Annotated in this window: 11 protein-coding genes; 7 read left to right on the top strand and 4 right to left on the bottom strand. The window is 65.1% G+C overall.

Annotated elements, in window-relative coordinates; all coding sequences use genetic code 11:
- Genes ACSFA3_RS10915 through serA form a run of 3 tightly spaced genes read right to left on the bottom strand, consistent with a single transcriptional unit; the run spans position 1 to position 5607 of the window.
- Positions 1-441 carry an HIT family protein gene (locus ACSFA3_RS10915; protein WP_435505463.1) on the bottom strand — a complete coding sequence of 147 codons (441 nt, stop codon included), beginning with the start codon at positions 439-441 and terminating at the stop codon, positions 1-3.
- The gene (locus tag ACSFA3_RS10910; RefSeq protein ID WP_435505462.1) at positions 438-4322 is read right to left on the bottom strand and encodes a DUF3683 domain-containing protein; all 3885 of its coding nucleotides are present in this window, start codon (positions 4320-4322) and stop codon (positions 438-440) included. The genes ACSFA3_RS10915 and ACSFA3_RS10910 overlap by 4 nt, the downstream gene beginning before the upstream one ends.
- Before the next feature lie 52 nt (positions 4323-4374).
- Positions 4375-5607, bottom strand: a complete 1233-nt coding sequence (gene serA / locus ACSFA3_RS10905; RefSeq protein WP_435505461.1) for a phosphoglycerate dehydrogenase — start codon at positions 5605-5607, stop codon at positions 4375-4377.
- 232 nt (positions 5608-5839) lie between these two features.
- Here serA and ugpB point away from each other — a divergent pair, with 232 nt between their 5' ends.
- The 6 genes from ugpB to ACSFA3_RS10875 all read left to right on the top strand — a co-directional run bounded on the left by ugpB (position 5840) and on the right by ACSFA3_RS10875 (position 13411).
- Complete coding sequence (gene ugpB / locus ACSFA3_RS10900) at positions 5840-7153, top strand: sn-glycerol-3-phosphate ABC transporter substrate-binding protein UgpB (protein ID WP_435505460.1); 1314 nt, start codon at positions 5840-5842, stop codon at positions 7151-7153.
- Positions 7154-7247: 94 nt separating this feature from the next.
- Entirely contained in the window at positions 7248-8129 is an 882-nt protein-coding gene (ugpA, locus tag ACSFA3_RS10895) for a sn-glycerol-3-phosphate ABC transporter permease UgpA (protein ID WP_435505459.1), read from the top strand.
- 1 nt (position 8130) lies between these two features.
- On the top strand, positions 8131-8982 hold the full coding sequence (gene ugpE / locus ACSFA3_RS10890; protein ID WP_435505458.1) for a sn-glycerol-3-phosphate ABC transporter permease UgpE: 852 nt from the start codon (positions 8131-8133) through the stop codon (positions 8980-8982).
- Positions 8983-8986: 4 nt separating this feature from the next.
- Entirely contained in the window at positions 8987-10000 is a 1014-nt protein-coding gene (locus ACSFA3_RS10885) for a sn-glycerol-3-phosphate import ATP-binding protein UgpC (protein WP_435505457.1), read from the top strand.
- Position 10001: 1 nt separating this feature from the next.
- Positions 10002-10784 carry a glycerophosphodiester phosphodiesterase gene (gene ugpQ / locus ACSFA3_RS10880; RefSeq protein ID WP_435505456.1) on the top strand — a complete coding sequence of 261 codons (783 nt, stop codon included), beginning with the start codon at positions 10002-10004 and terminating at the stop codon, positions 10782-10784.
- A 35-nt stretch (positions 10785-10819) separates the two neighbouring features.
- The gene (locus ACSFA3_RS10875) at positions 10820-13411 is read left to right on the top strand and encodes a DUF3772 domain-containing protein (protein ID WP_435505455.1); all 2592 of its coding nucleotides are present in this window, start codon (positions 10820-10822) and stop codon (positions 13409-13411) included.
- On the opposite strand, the gene ACSFA3_RS10870 is transcribed toward ACSFA3_RS10875, so the two are convergent.
- Positions 13397-13666 (bottom strand): hypothetical protein, encoded by a 270-nt coding sequence (locus ACSFA3_RS10870; protein WP_435505454.1) that lies wholly within the window; start codon positions 13664-13666, stop codon positions 13397-13399. The two genes, ACSFA3_RS10875 and ACSFA3_RS10870, sit on opposite strands and share 15 nt — an antisense overlap.
- Before the next feature lie 73 nt (positions 13667-13739).
- Between ACSFA3_RS10870 and hemA the strand changes: the two genes are divergently transcribed.
- Entirely contained in the window at positions 13740-15026 is a 1287-nt protein-coding gene (gene hemA, locus ACSFA3_RS10865; RefSeq protein ID WP_435505453.1) for a glutamyl-tRNA reductase, read from the top strand.
- Positions 15027-15057 lie beyond the last annotated feature (31 nt).

The raw sequence follows: 15057 nt of genomic DNA, 5'->3' as shown, positions 1-15057 counted from the left end.
TCAATTCCTCTTTGGTTGTAAGCGCGCTGCAATAGCCGCCTCGACGGTCGGCAGTTTCGCCAGCACGGCAGCTTCCCGCGCTTCGTCGCGCTCCCGTGTCGCACCGGCCCATACCGGCGCCGGAAAGTGGCTGTCCCAGTCGAAGCGCGCAATCACGTGCCAATGCAGGTGCGGAACCATGTTGCCGAGCGCGGCAAGGTTGATCTTCGTCGGCACGAGGAGGTCGCGCAGACATTGTTCGACCGTCGTCACCGCGTCCATGCAGTGCGCACGGTCGGCTGCATCGAGGTCGGAGAACTCGGCCACGTGATCGCGCCACACCACGCGATAGAACGCCGGAAAACCGGCCTCCTCCGCATGGATCACCCGGAACTTCGGCGCCTCGATTACCAGACGACCGCCCGGCCCGGCGCACAGCACACAGCCGCTTTTCCCGGTCATACCAGCACGCGTTCGATGCCGCCGTTGTTGGCTGCCGCGACGTAATCGGGCAGCCACTGATCGCCGAGGATGCGGTTGGCCATCTCGACCACGATGTAGTCGGCTTCGAGCAGACCGTTGTTCAGGTCGTCGCCGTAGCGCGACAGGCCTTGCAGACAACTCGGGCAGCTGGTGAGGATCTTCACCGGGCCCTTCGCCTCGACCTTGCCCGCCTCACGCAACGCGGCCTCGCCCTTCTTCAGTTCCTCTTCCTTGCGAAAACGGATCTGCGTCGAGATGTCGGGCCGCGTCACGCCCAGCGTGCCCGATTCACCGCAGCATCGATCGTTCTTGAGCACGTTGTCGCCTGCAGCGTTGCCGACGAGCGCCTTCACTGTCTTCATCGGGTCCTGCAGCTTCATCGGGCTGTGGCACGGGTCGTGATAGAGATAGCCGCCACCTCCGGCCGCACCGAGCGTGATGCCCTTTTCCAGTAGGTATTCGTGGATGTCGATGATCCGGCAGCCGGGGAATATCTTGTCGAACTGGTAGCCCTGCAACTGGTCGTAGCAGGTGCCGCAGCTCACCACCACCGTCTTGATGTCGAGGTAGTTCAGCGTGTTGGCGACACGGTGGAAGAGCACCCGGTTGTCGGTGATCATCTTCTCGGCCTTGTCGAACTGGCCGCTGCCGCGCTGCGGATAGCCGCAGCAGAGGTAACCCGGCGGCAGCACGGTCTGCACGCCCGCATGCCAGAGCATTGCCTGCGTCGCCAGACCGACCTGCGAGAACAGCCGCTCGGAACCGCAACCCGGAAAGTAGAAGACCGCTTCGGTTTCGGCGGTCGTCGCCTTCGGATCGCGAATGATCGGCACGTAATCCGCGTCCTCGATGTCGAGCAACGCGCGCGCGGTCTTCTTCGGCAGTCCACCCGGCATCTTCTTGTTGATGAAGTGGATGACCTGCTCCTTGATCGGCGCCGGGCCGAGCGTGGCCGGCGGCGCCGAGGTCTGCTTCTTCGCGACGCGTCGCAGCAGGTCGTTGGCCAGCCGCTGCGCCTTGAAGCCGATGTCGACCATGCCGGTGCGCATCATCTTGATGGTCTGCGGATTCGTCGCGTTCAGGAAAAACATCGCGGCCGCGTTGCCGGGCCGGAAGCTCTTCTGGCCCATCTTTCGCAACAGATTGCGCATGTTCATCGACACGTCGCCGAAGTCGATCTTCACCGGGCACGGCGAGAGGCACTTGTGGCAGACCGTGCAGTGATCGGCCACATCCTCGAACTCTTCCCAGTGCTTGATGCTCACGCCGCGGCGCGTCTGCTCTTCGTAGAGGAAAGCCTCGACCAGCAGCGAAGTCGCGAGGATCTTGTTGCGAGGGCTGTAAAGCAGATTGGCGCGCGGGACATGGGTCGCACACACGGGTTTGCACTTGCCGCAGCGCAGGCAGTCCTTGACCGAGTCGGCGATGGCGCCGATGTCGCTCTGCTGCATGATGAGCGACTCGTGGCCCATGAGGCCGAAGCTGGGGGTATAGGCGTTGGTGAGGTCGGCCTGGAGCAAAGAGGTTTCGGGGCTGCGCAGCAGCTTTCCCTTGTTGAACCGCCCCTCCGGGTCCACCCGCTGCTTGTAATCCGTGAACGGCTGCAGCTCAGCATCCGTCAAAAACTCCAGCTTCGTGATCCCGATGCCGTGCTCGCCGGAGATCACACCATCCAGAGAGCGCGCCAGCGCCATGATCCGCACCACCGCGGCATGCGCGGTCTGCAGCATCTCGTAGTTGTCGCTGTTCACCGGCAGGTTGGTGTGGACGTTGCCGTCGCCCGCATGCATGTGCAGCGCGACCCAGACGCGGCCCTTGAGCACGCGCTGGTGGATGGCATTGCATTCGGCCAGGATCGGCGCGAACTCGGCGCCGGTGAAGATCTGTTGCAGCGGCGCGCGGATCTGCGTCTTCCAGCTGGCGCGCAGCGAATGGTCCTGCAACTGCGGGAACAGCGCGTCGACATCCTGCAGCCAGCCCGCCCACAGCGCGCGCACCTCCTGAATCAGGTCGACCGCCTGCGCGACACGATGTTCCAGCAAGTCGGCCGACGGCAGATCGTTCGCGTCGTCGGTCTTGCCCAGCGGCAGGTTGCCGCGCGTGAAGAAGGCTTCGAGCGCATCGGCGAAAGCCAGCTTGTTCTGCAGCGACAGCTCGATGTTGATGCGCTCGATGCCGTCGGTGTACTCGGCCATGCGCGGCAGCGGAATCACCACGTCCTCGTTGATCTTGAAGGCGTTGGTGTGGCGGCTGATGGCCGCCGTGCGCTTGCGGTCGAGCCAGAACTTCTTGCGCGCCTCGGGGCTGATCGCGATGAAGCCTTCGCCGCTGCGCGAATTGGCGATGCGCACCACTTCCGACGTGGCGCGCGCCACGGCGTCGGCGTCGTCGCCGGCGATGTCGCCGAACAGCACCATCTTCGGCAGGCCGCCGTGCTTCTTCGACTTGGTCGCATAGCCGACCGCCTTCAGATAGCGGTCGTCCAGATGCTCCAGGCCGGCCAGCAGCACGCCCGAGCGCTTCTGCTCGGCGAACATGAAGTCCTTGATCTCGACGATGCTCGGCACCGCATCTTTCGCGTTGCCGAAGAATTCGAGGCAGACCGTGCGCGTATGCGCCGGCATCTTGTGGACGATCCAGCGGCAGCTGGTGATCAGGCCGTCGCAGCCTTCCTTCTGGATACCCGGCAGGCCCGACAGGAACTTGTCCGTCACGTCCTTGCCGAGGCCTTCCTTGCGAAAGGTGTTGCCGGCGATGTCGAGGCGTTCGCTACGCAACTTGGTCTTGCCGTCGGCCGCGAAATACTGCAGATCGAACACGGCGCGCTCGGCGTCGTGGATCTTGCCCAGGTTGTGGCCGACGCGCGTGACTTCGAGCCATTCGGCCTGCGGCGTCACCATGCGCCACGAAGCCAGGTTGTCCAGCGCCGTGCCCCACAGCACGGCCTTCTTGCCGCCCGCGTTCATCGCGACGTTGCCGCCGACGCACGAAGCCTCGGCGGAAGTCGGATCGACTGCGAACACATAGCCCGCGCGCTCTGCTGCATCGGCGACGCGCTGCGTGACGACGCCTGCTTCGGTCCAGACCGTCGGCACCGGTGCTTCGAGCCCCGGCAACGCGACGAATTCGACTTCAGTCATCGCCTCCAGCTTTTCGGTGTTGATCACCGCACTGTTCCAGGTCAGCGGAATGGCGCCGCCGGTGTAGCCCGTGCCGCCGCCGCGCGGAATGATCGTCAAACCCAGTTCGATACAGCCCTTGACCAGCAGCGCCATCTCGGCTTCCGTATCAGGGCACAGCACGACGAACGGGTATTCGACGCGCCAGTCGGTCGCGTCTGTCACGTGCGAAACGCGCGAAAGGCCGTCGAACTTGATGTTGTCCTTTGCCGTCAGCCGGCGGAAAGCGCGGGTCGCCTTGCGCCGCAGCGCGGCGACATCGCGGAACATGGCGTCGAAATCGGCGATCGCCTGCGAAACCAGCCCGCACAGTTCGCCGACCAGCAGATCTCGCTGCGCATCGACGTCGGGCGTGCGGCGCTTGCCGACTTCGGTCAGGCGATGGTTCAGCGCATCGACCAGTTGACCGCGACGGCGCGGGTTGTCGAGCAGGTCGTCGACGAGGTACGGGTTGCGCTGCACGACCCAGATGTCGCCCAGCACTTCGTAAAGCATGCGGGCCGAGCGGCCGGTGCGACGTTCGTCGCGCAACGACTGGAGCAGCGCCCATCCGCGCTCGCCGAGCAGGCGAATCGCGATCTCGCGGTCGGAAAAGCTGGTGTAGTTGTAGGGAATCTCGCGAAGTCGGGCGGGCTCTGCGGCCTGCGACAACAACGCAGTCAGCGCGATCGGAGCGTTCATCGGGGGGCAGCCTCGGCAGGACGCTGCGCGCCCTTGAACCGGGCCGATGATTTTAGAACAAGACCCTGCTCCGGATCGTTCCCGGGACTTTGGCCAGCATTTCAAGCGCGATGTCCGACGAAGCGGCGTCGATGTCGGTCACCACGTAACCGACCTTCTCGTTGGTCTGCAGGTACTGCGAGGCGATGTTGATCTTGTTGTCCGAGAAGATTTTGTTGATCTCCGACAGCACGCCCGGCACGTTGTGATGGATGTGCAGCAAACGGTGCTTGCCCGGATGCGCCGGCAGCGCCACCTCGGGGAAGTTCACCGACGAGACGGAGGTGCCGTTGTCGCTGTACTTGACCAGCTTCTCCGCCACTTCGCCGCCGATGTTGGCCTGCGCCTCCATCGTCGAGCCGCCGACGTGCGGCGTGAGGATCACGTTGTCCAGCCCGCGCAACGGCGAGACGAACTCGTCCTTGTTGCTGCCCGGCTCGACCGGGAACACGTCGATCGCCGCGCCCCAGAGCTTCTTCGACTTGATGCCCTCGGCCAGCGCATCGATGTCGACCACCGTGCCGCGCGCCGCATTGATCAGGATGCCGCCCGGCTTCATGGCTGCGATCTCGGCCGCGCCGATCATCCACTTGGTCGACGGCAGCTCGGGCACGTGCAGCGTCACGATGTCGCTCTGAGCGAGCAGGTCGTGCAGTTGCGAGACCTGGCGCGCGTTGCCCAGCGGCAGCTTGCTGACCACGTCGTAGAACGCGACATGCATGCCGAGCCCTTCGGCCAGCACCGACAGCTGCGTGCCGATGGAGCCGTAGCCGACGATGCCGAGCGTCTTGCCGCGAATTTCATGCGAATTGACCGCCGACTTCAGCCAGCCGCCGCGATGCGCCAGCGCATTCTTCTCGGGCACGCCGCGCAGCAGCAGGATGGCTTCGGCCAGCACCAGTTCGGCGACGGAACGGGTATTCGAATACGGCGCATTGAAGACCGCAACGCCTCGTTCGCGGGCCGCATTCAGGTCGACCTGGTTGGTTCCGATGCAGAAGCAGCCCACCGCCACCAGCTTGGGCGCAGCAGCCAGCACGTCGGCGGTCAGCTGGCTCTGCGAGCGAATGCCCAGGAAGTGGACATCGGCCAGCCTGGCCTTGAGTTCCTCGCCTTGCAGCGCTTTCGGGAGGGTCTCGATCTGGGTATAGCCCGCGCCCCGGATGATCTCGATGGCCGACGCATGGATGCCTTCCAGCAGGAGGAACTTGATCTTGCTTTTGTCGAGTGAGGTCGTCTTGGTCATGAGAATCGGAGGATCGCGCGGACCCTGAGCCGACGCTGAAAAAGAGGGGTCGTGATGCTAGCATCGCCCCGCGCGAAAGCAGCCGCCTCCCTCCGGCGGCACGCACCGGCAAAAGGGTTTCCCCGCTTGGCCTGTCGCCGTCGCGCATGAGAAAAGATGACACCGTCGTGTCACCGGCACGACCTAGCATTCGCGCTTTCGTCTTTCCAAATTCCTCTTCCCTGGAGTCTCCATGCGATTCAAAACGCTCGCCCTGGCCTCGGCGCTCGCGGCCACGGCACTGTTCAACACCGCGCAAGCGCAAACCGAGATCCAGTGGTGGCACTCTATGACGGCGGTCAACGGCGAGTGGGTCAACGACCTGGCCAAGCAGTTCAACGAAAGCCAGAAGGATTACAAGATCGTGCCGACTTTCAAGGGCACGTACGACGAGTCGATGACGGCGTCGATCGCGGCCTTCCGCTCGGGCAATGCACCGCACATCCTGCAGGTGTTCGAAGTGGGCACGGCGACCATGCAGGCCAGCAAGGGCGCGATCGTCCCGGTCGCGCAGGTCATGAAGGACGCGGGCGAGAAGTTCGATCCGGGCGCCTACATTTCCGCCGTCGCCGGCTACTACACCGCGCCGAACGGCCAGATGCTGAGCTTCCCGTTCAACAGCTCGACCACCGTCTTCTACTTCAACAAGGATGCGTTCAAGGCTGCCGGCCTGCCGACCGACAAGGCGCCGACGACATGGCCCGAAGTGGTCAACGCGGCTGCCAAGCTGAAGGCTTCGGGCCACAAGTGCCCGTTCACCACCGCCTGGCAGGGCTGGACGCAACTGGAGAGTTTCTCGTCGTGGCACAACGTCGAATTCGCGACGAAGAGCAACGGCATGGCCGGGCTCGACGCCCGCATGAAGGTCGATTCGCCGCTGCATGTCCGCCACATCGAGAACCTCTCGAACATGGCGAAGCAGGGGCTGTTCGTCTACAAGGGCCGCGGCAACGTGCCGGAAGCGTCTTTCGTGTCGGGCGAATGCGCCATGATCAATACGTCGTCCGGCTTCTACGGCAACGTGGCCAAGAACGCCAAGTTCGCCTACGGCCTGGCACCGCTTCCTTATTACCAGGACGTTCCCGGCGCGCCGCAGAACACCGTCATCGGCGGTGCCAGCCTTTGGGTGATGTCGGGCAAGAAGCCTGCCGAGTACAAGGGCGTCGCCAAGTTCTTCAGCTTCATCTCGACGCCTGAAGTGCAGTCCGCCAGCCACAAGCGCACCGGCTATCTGCCGGTCACCACCGCCGCCTACAAGCTGACCGAAGACTCGGGCTTCTACAAGCAGAACCCGGGCACCGACGTCGCGGTCACTCAGATGATCCGCAAGGTGACCGACAAGAGCCGCGGCATCCGGCTTGGCAACTACGTGCAGATCCGCGCCATCGAGGACGAAGAACTCGAACAGGTCTGGGGCGGCAAGAAGTCGCCGAAGGAAGCGCTGGATTCCATCGTCAAGCGCGGCAACGAACAGCTCGAACGCTTCCAGAAGGCGAACAAAGGCTGAGCACACAGATTCGCAAGAATTGTTTACCCGACGTTAGACTCGCGACCCGCCGCTTTCCACGAGAAGCCGGCGGGTTTCTCATTTCAGGGCCTTCATGGAAAAACGTGTCTTCTTCCGCGCCGGCTGGTTGCCGTGGCTGCTGCTTGCGCCGCAGATGGCGGTCATTCTGGTGTTCTTCTTCTGGCCGGCGGGCCAGGCGCTGCTGCAGTCGCTGCAGCAGCAGGACCCGTTCGGTACTTCGATCGAATTCGTAGGCTTCAACAATTTCCGCCAGCTTTTCGATGACCCGAGCTACGTCGAATCGTTCAAGACGACCGCGCTGTTCTCGGTGCTGGTGGCCGGCATCGGCATCAGCCTGTCGCTTGCGCTGGCCGTGTTCGCGGACCGCATCACGCGCGGCGCGACGTTCTACAAGACCATGCTGATCCTGCCTTACGCGGTCGCGCCCGCGGTGGCGGCTGTGCTGTGGGTCTTCATGTTCTCGCCGTCGCTCGGCGTCGTGGCCTATGCGCTCGGCAAGATCGGCATCGACTGGAACCATCTGCTGAATTCCGGCCACGCGATGACGCTGATCGTGATGGCGTCGGTGTGGAAGCAGATTTCGTACAACTTCCTGTTCTTCCTGGCCGGCCTGCAGTCGATCCCCAAATCGCTGATCGAAGCCGCAGCCATCGACGGTGCCCGTCCGTGGCGCCGTTTCTGGACGGTGCAATTTCCGCTGCTCTCTCCCACGACCTTCTTCCTGCTGGTGATCAACGTCGTCTACGCGTTCTTCGACACATTCGCCATCGTCGATGCGGCCACGCAGGGCGGTCCGGGCAAGGACACGGCCATCCTGGTCTACAAGGTCTATTACGACGGCTTCAAGGCGATGGACCTCGGCGGCTCGGCTGCGCAGTCGGTGGTGCTGATGTTCATCGTCGTGCTGCTCACGGTGATCCAGTTCCGCTACGTCGAAAAGAAAGTGAACTACTGACATGGTCGAAAAACGTGGCACTCACGGCATCCTGGCGCACGTCGTCATGGTGCTCGGCGTCCTGATCGTCGCCTTTCCGCTCTACCTGGCGTTCGTCGCCTCCACGCACACCGCGCAGGAAATCGTGCAGGCGCCGATGCCGCTGCTGCCCGGATCGAACATGTGGGCCAGCTACAAGGCCGCGCTGTTCGGCAGCGAGAACAGCGCCGGTTCCAACGCGCCGGTGGCGCACATGATGTGGGTCAGCCTGGTGACAGCGCTGGTGATCTCGATCGGCAAGATTTCGATCTCGCTGCTGTCGGCTTTCGCCATCGTCTATTTCCGCTTTCCGTTCAAGAAGACGGTGTTCTGGGCCATCTTCGTGACGCTGATGCTGCCGGTCGAGGTACGCATCCTGCCGACGTACAAGGTGCTGTCGGACCTGCACATGCTCAACACCTATGCCGGCCTCACGGTGCCGCTGATCGCCTCGGCGACCGCGACCTTCCTGTTCCGGCAGTTTTTCCTGACGGTACCGGAGGAGCTGACCGAAGCGTCGCGCATGGACGGAGCGAGCCCGATGCGCTTCTTCATCGACGTGCTGCTGCCGCTGTCGAAGACGTCGATCGCGGCGCTTTTCGTGATCCAGTTCATCTACGGCTGGAATCAGTATCTGTGGCCGCTGCTCGCGACCACCAGCGAAGACATGTACCCGGTGGTCGTCGGCATCAAGCGGATGATCGCCGGCGGCGACTCGCAGAACGAATGGAACGTCGTGATGGCCACCGCCATCCTGGCGATGCTGCCTCCGGCGATCGTCGTCGTCGCAATGCAGAAGTGGTTCGTCAAGGGCCTGGTTGATACAGAGAAATAAGAACATGGCTGCCCTTTCCCTACGCAACGTCATCAAGCGCTACGGCGTCGGCCCCAAAGCCAACCAGGTCATTCACGGCGTCAGCGCCGAGATCGCCGACCACGAATTCGTCGTCATCGTCGGGCCTTCGGGCTGCGGCAAGTCGACGCTCCTGCGCATGGTCGCGGGGCTGGAGGAAATCTCCGCCGGCGAGATCTCCATCGGCGGGCGCGTCGTCAACGAGCTCGAACCGTCGGAGCGCGACATCGCGATGGTCTTCCAGAACTACGCGCTCTACCCGCACATGACGGTGTTCGACAACATGGCCTACGGCCTGAAGATAGCCAAGGTGCCGAAGGACGAGATCAAGACACGCGTCGACAAGGCCGCGAAGATCCTCGAACTCGGTCCGCTGCTCACACGCAAGCCGCGCGAACTCTCCGGCGGACAGCGCCAGCGCGTCGCGATGGGCCGCGCCATTGTGCGCCAGCCGCAGGTGTTCCTGTTCGACGAACCGCTGTCGAACCTCGACGCCAAGCTGCGCGCCCAGACCCGCATCGAAATCCAGAAGCTGCACCGCGAACTCGGCATCACCTCGCTGTTCGTCACGCACGACCAGGTCGAGGCGATGACGCTGGCGCAGCGGATCATCGTGATGAACGGCGGCGTGATGGACCAGTTCGGCACGCCGGAAGAGGTGTATTCGCATCCGGCGACCACCTTCGTCGCCAGCTTCATCGGTTCGCCGCCGATGAACCTGCTGAAGAACGTGCCGGGTTCGCGTCCGGGCCAGATCCTCGGCATCCGCCCCGAACACCTGAAGCTCGATCCGAGCGGCTGGATCGTGCAGGTCGAGTACGTCGAACTGCTGGGCGCCGAGCGGCTGGTCTACGGCCGCATCGGCGACGAGCAGCTGATCATGCGCACCGACGAATCCGACACGCCGCCGATGGCCGGCGACACGGTGCACATCGCCGCGCGGCCCGACCGCGTGCACTGGTTCGACGCCGGTTCCGGCAAGCGCGTCGCGGGCCAGTGAGATGAGCGCCAGCGCAAGCGCCCTCGCCGCCTGGCCCTGGCCCTATCCGCGTTGGATCGCGCATCGCGGCGCCGGCAAGCTGGCGCCCGAGAACACGCTCGCCGCTTTCCGCTGCGGCGCGGCGCACGGTTTTCGGATGTTCGAGTGCGACGTCAAGCTCAGCGCCGACGGCGTTCCGTTCCTGATGCACGACGCGACGCTGGAACGCACCACCGGCGGCCACGGCATCGGCGGTGACCGAGCCTGGAATGCGCTTTCCCTGCTCGATGCCGGAAGCTGGCATTCGCGCGCCTTCGCCGGCGAGCCGCTGCCCAGCTTCGAGAACATCGCCCGCTTCTGCCTGCGGAACGGCTACTTTCTCAACATCGAGATCAAGCCGACGCCAGACACGCCCGAATCGCCCGGCATCGAGCGCCGTACCGGCGAAGTCGTCGCGCGCGAAGCCGGACGCCTCTGGGCCGGGCACGCCACACCGCCGCTGCTGAGTTCGTTCCGGCCCGAATCGCTGGCCGGCGCTCGCGATGCCGCACCGCAACTGCCGCGCGCCCTGCTCCTCGATACGCTGCGCAACGGCTGGCTGGAAGAAGCGCGTCAGCTCGGCTGCGTCGCCATCGTGTGCAATCACGCCTTGTGGGACGCCGGCACGGTCGCCCAGGTTCATGGCGCCGGGATGCGCGCGTTGAGCTACACGGTGAACGACGAGTGGGCCGCACACAGGCTGATCGCGCTCGGCACCGACGGCGTAATCACCGACCGCATCGACCTTTTCAGTCCCGCTGGCTGACATCCGTCCACCGGACGGGCTCCGATAATGCCCTGATGAGATCGATTCAACGCGGACTGGCCGCACTTTTCCTGCTGACCAGCCTCGCCTTCCCGGGCATGGCATCGGCAGCCGACCCAGCACCCGCACCGGCAACCAACACCGCTCCTGCCGCCTCCAGCGCGGCACCCGCAGCGCAAGACCCGGACGCCGTTCCCGAGAGCACCGTTCCGGCGATGCGCGCGCAGCTCGACAAGATTCCGCAAACGATCGAGGACAGTGGCGACGAGGTGGCCGCGCTGATCGCGCAGACCGACGACATCGGCGCGCAGGCCCAGCGCTTCGTCGCATCGCGCACCGGTCCGCTCGCCGACCTGAACGCCCGGCTCGGCGAACTCGGCACCGCGCCGGCCAAGGGCGCAGGCTCCGAAGATCCGGACGTCACCCGCCAGCGCACGGCCCTGGAGAAAGAACGCAACGCGCTCGATGCCGACATCCGGCTCGCGCGCCTGGTCGCCGTCGATGCCCAGCAGCGCGGAACCGACCTGCGCAACCAGCGCCGCGCCCTGTTCGAGGCGCGCCTGCTCGAACGCTCCAGTTCGCCGCTCGGAACCGTCTTCTGGCGAAATATCGCCGCCGCCTGGCCGGCAGACCGGGCACGCCTGACCGCTCTGCTGGCGGAAGTACGCACCGGCCTGTCGACATCCTTGCGCGGCCCGGAAAGCGGCAGCGTGCTCGCTTCGCTCGTCGGCGCGCTGCTGCTTGCGTTTCTCGGCAGCTGGGGCGCGGAACACGGTTTGACGAAGCTGGCGGCGCGCGTGCTTCCGCTTGGCCGGCTTCGTCGCTCGCTGCTCGCGCTGAGCACGGTCGCCGCCGTATCGCTGATCGTCGCCTTGGCCGCGCAATGGGGCTGGAAGGCGCTGCAGGATGCCGGCAACTGGGGCGCACTCGCCGAAAAACTGGGTGAAGCGGTGGCGATGTTCATGATCTTCCCCGGCTTCGTGGTCGGACTCGGGCGGGCATTGCTGGCCAACAACCGGCCGTCGTGGCGGCTGCCGCCCATCGCCGACGCGATGGCCGCGCGCATGAAACCGTTTCCGTGGCTGGTCGCGCTGGTCTGCACCACGATCTGGCTGACCACGCTGGTCAACACGCTGGTCGAAGCCAGCCTGGCTTCGGCTGTCGCCACGCATGCGGCGACGGCATTGGGGCTTTCGGCGCTGGTCGCCGTGATGCTGATGCGGCTGCGCCTGTCGTCCATCGCGGAAGAGATTCCGGAATGGCGCCGTGCCAAGGCGACCGCCGCCGAAAGCGCGCTGGCAAAGGCCGCGGAAAAGCCGGCCGGCGAGCCCGCACCGACGGAAGTCGTCGCGCCGGACTCGCCCGAAGCGGTCCGCCCGCTCTGGGTCGGCCTGTTCATCGGCGCGGTCGCCGTGCTGCTGATCGCGATCTGCGTGCTGGTCGCCACCGGCTACGTGGCGCTGGCGAGTTTCGTCGCGAGCCAGATGATCTGGGGCGGCATCGTCGGCGCGGCGGCCTACCTGATGTTCAAGTTCGCGGACGACCTGTTCATGGCGACGGTGTCGTCGAACAGCAGCGCCGGCCAGAGGCTGCAGAAAACGCTCAACGTGCGCCCGCAGCTGCTCGACCAGGCGGCCGTGCTGCTGTCGGCGGTGAGCCGCGTGCTGTTGGCTTTCTATGTGGTGATCGCCCTCGTGGCACCGCTCGGCACGTCGCCGAACGAGGTGTTCCAGCGCAGCGGCAAGCTAGGCACAGGTCTGAAAGTCGGCCAGTTCGAACTCGTGCCGGGCGCGATCTTCGGCGCGCTGGGCGTCGCGGCGGTCGGTTTCGCGCTGATGGCGCTGCTCAAGCGCTGGCTCGACCGCAGCTACCTGCCGACGACCACGCTCGAACCCGGCATGCGCAGTTCGCTGACGACGCTGCTCGGCTACGTCGGCGGCGCGCTGGTGATCGGCGCGGCGCTGTCGGCGCTGGGTCTCGGCATCGAGCGCATTGCATGGGTGGCGAGCGCGCTGTCGGTGGGTATCGGCTTCGGCTTGCAGGCGATCGTGCAGAACTTCATCTCCGGCCTGATCCTGCTGGCCGAGCGGCCGGTGAAAGTCGGCGACTGGGTGGTGCTGGGTACAGCCGAAGGCGACGTGAAGCGCATCAACGTGCGCGCGACAGAGATCACGCTCGGCGACCGCTCGACGCTGATCGTGCCGAATTCCGAATTCATCACCAAGACGGTGCGCAACATGACGCTGTCGAATGCCGAGGGACGGGTGCTGATCCGCCTGCCGATGCCATTGACCACCGATGCCATCCGTGCCCGCGATGTGATGCTCAAGGCGTGTGCCGAGCACGAAACCGTGCTGCCGACGCCCGAACCGTCTGTGTCGCTGGATGGCATCGAGGGCGGCTTCCTGATCTTCCAGGTGATCGCCTACGTGCCGAGCCCTCGGCTGGCGGGCGGTGTGCGCAGCGATCTGCTGTTCACGATTCTGGAGGAGTTGCGGGTGGCAGACCTTCCGCTGGCGGCCTATGCGGCGGCGCCGATGCCGGCGCCACCCTCCACCGACGTACCGGTTTCGGCCGCTGCCCCGGCCCCGCCCACGACGCCGATGCCGCCTTCAGCGACGGCTTAGTGCCCACTGGACGCTTCCGCAAACGACGACGAGTGCTGCATAAGTCGCCATCTTTCCGTCACGTCCCGTCACCCAGAGCCCGATCGTCAAGACCGCAACCCCGACAACGAAATTGAGCCCCGCCTGCATCCAGAATCCCCGCGCGGAAGCGGATCTGCCGAACATTCCGCGCGCCATCAGCGCCAGCAGCAGCGCCATGAACAAGGCGGGTGCCACGAAGTTGAGCAGATGGAGGATCAGATCGGGAAAAGGCATCGGCGTGCGTCGGAATGAGTTCTTGTTGGGGTACGCGGGCAGCGCCCTTCACAAAATTTTATAATCGCGTTCTATGTCAGTCTGGGCCCTCGGGTTGAACCACACGACCGCGCCGCTCGACCTGCGCGGTCGTTTCGCGTTCGCGCTCGATCAGATCGCCCCGACGCTCCAGAGCCTGCGCAGTTCCTTTGCCTCCGGAAAGCATCCGGAAATCGAGGCGGCGATCATCTCGACCTGCAACCGGACCGAAATCTACTGGGTTGCCGATCAGGGCGCCGTCGAGCACACGGTCGGCTGGCTGGCCGACAGCGGAGGCGTTTCACGCGCGACACTTCTCTCCCATGCCTACACGCTGCACGACGACGAGGTCGCGCGCCACGCCTTCCGTGTCGCCAGCGGCCTCGATTCGATGGTGCTGGGCGAGGCGCAGATCCTCGGCCAGATGAAGGATGCCGTACGCGCAGCCGAAAGCGCCGGCGCGCTCGGCAGCACGCTCAACCAGCTGTTCCAGCGCTCTTTCGCCGTGGCCAAGGAAGTCCGCACGGCGACCGAGATCGGCGCGCATTCGATCAGCATGGCTGCCGCCGCCGTCCGCCTGGCCGGCCAGCTGTTCGAGGACCTCAAGGAAACGCGCGTGCTCTTCGTCGGCGCGGGTGAAATGATCGACCTCGCAGCGACGCATTTCGCGGCCAAGCAGCCGAAGTCGATCACCATCGCCAACCGCACGGTGGAGCGCGGCGAAGCGCTGGCTGCACGCTTCGGCGGCACGTCGATGCGTCTGGCCGACCTTCCGGTGCGGCTCGGCGAGTTCGACATCGTCGTCAGTTGCACCGCCAGCACGCTGCCGCTGATCGGCCTGGGTGCCGTCGAGCGTGCGCTGAAGCAGCGCAAGCATCGCCCGATGTTCATGGTTGATCTGGCCGTGCCGCGCGACATCGAGCCCGAGGTGAAAGAGCTCGAAGACATCTATCTGTACACCGTGGACGACCTAGCCCAGGTCGTTCAGCAGGGCCAGGCCAGCCGGCAGGCTGCGGTGGCGCAGGCCGAAGTCATCATCGACGCCGGCGTGCAGAATTTCATGCAGTGGCTGGGACAGCGCGGCACAGTGCCGCTGATCCGGCAGCTCAACGTGCAGGCCGACGAATGGCGCGCCGCCGAAATGGCCCGTGCGCGCAAGCTGCTGGCCAAGGGCGAGCCGGTCGAGGCAGTGCTCGAAGCACTGTCGCGCGGTCTGACGCAGAAGATGCTGCACGGCGCGATGGCAGAGCTCAATTCGGGCGATGCCGCATCGCGCGAGCAGACGGCGCAGACGATCTCGCGCCTGTTCCTGCGCAACGGCGACGCGCGCAAAGAGCGTTAGCGGCGCTGGTCCTCGCCGCCCGCGTCACGAC

The organism is Variovorax glucosi (assembly GCF_051216695.1).
Taxonomy (GTDB): domain Bacteria; phylum Pseudomonadota; class Gammaproteobacteria; order Burkholderiales; family Burkholderiaceae_C; genus Variovorax.
The sequence above is the reverse complement of the archived record's forward strand: the minus strand, read 5'-3'. Positions and strand labels throughout refer to the sequence as shown.

Coding starts and splice junctions, on each gene's coding strand:
- ACSFA3_RS10915 (WP_435505463.1), bottom strand. CDS start 441: ATGACCGGGAAAAGCGGCTGTGTGCTGTGCGCCGGGCCGGGCGGTCGT.
- ACSFA3_RS10910 (WP_435505462.1), bottom strand. CDS start 4,322: ATGAACGCTCCGATCGCGCTGACTGCGTTGTTGTCGCAGGCCGCAGAG.
- serA (WP_435505461.1), bottom strand. CDS start 5,607: ATGACCAAGACGACCTCACTCGACAAAAGCAAGATCAAGTTCCTCCTG.
- ugpB (WP_435505460.1), top strand. CDS start 5,840: ATGCGATTCAAAACGCTCGCCCTGGCCTCGGCGCTCGCGGCCACGGCA.
- ugpA (WP_435505459.1), top strand. CDS start 7,248: ATGGAAAAACGTGTCTTCTTCCGCGCCGGCTGGTTGCCGTGGCTGCTG.
- ugpE (WP_435505458.1), top strand. CDS start 8,131: ATGGTCGAAAAACGTGGCACTCACGGCATCCTGGCGCACGTCGTCATG.
- ACSFA3_RS10885 (WP_435505457.1), top strand. CDS start 8,987: ATGGCTGCCCTTTCCCTACGCAACGTCATCAAGCGCTACGGCGTCGGC.
- ugpQ (WP_435505456.1), top strand. CDS start 10,002: ATGAGCGCCAGCGCAAGCGCCCTCGCCGCCTGGCCCTGGCCCTATCCG.
- ACSFA3_RS10875 (WP_435505455.1), top strand. CDS start 10,820: ATGAGATCGATTCAACGCGGACTGGCCGCACTTTTCCTGCTGACCAGC.
- ACSFA3_RS10870 (WP_435505454.1), bottom strand. CDS start 13,666: ATGCCTTTTCCCGATCTGATCCTCCATCTGCTCAACTTCGTGGCACCC.
- hemA (WP_435505453.1), top strand. CDS start 13,740: ATGTCAGTCTGGGCCCTCGGGTTGAACCACACGACCGCGCCGCTCGAC.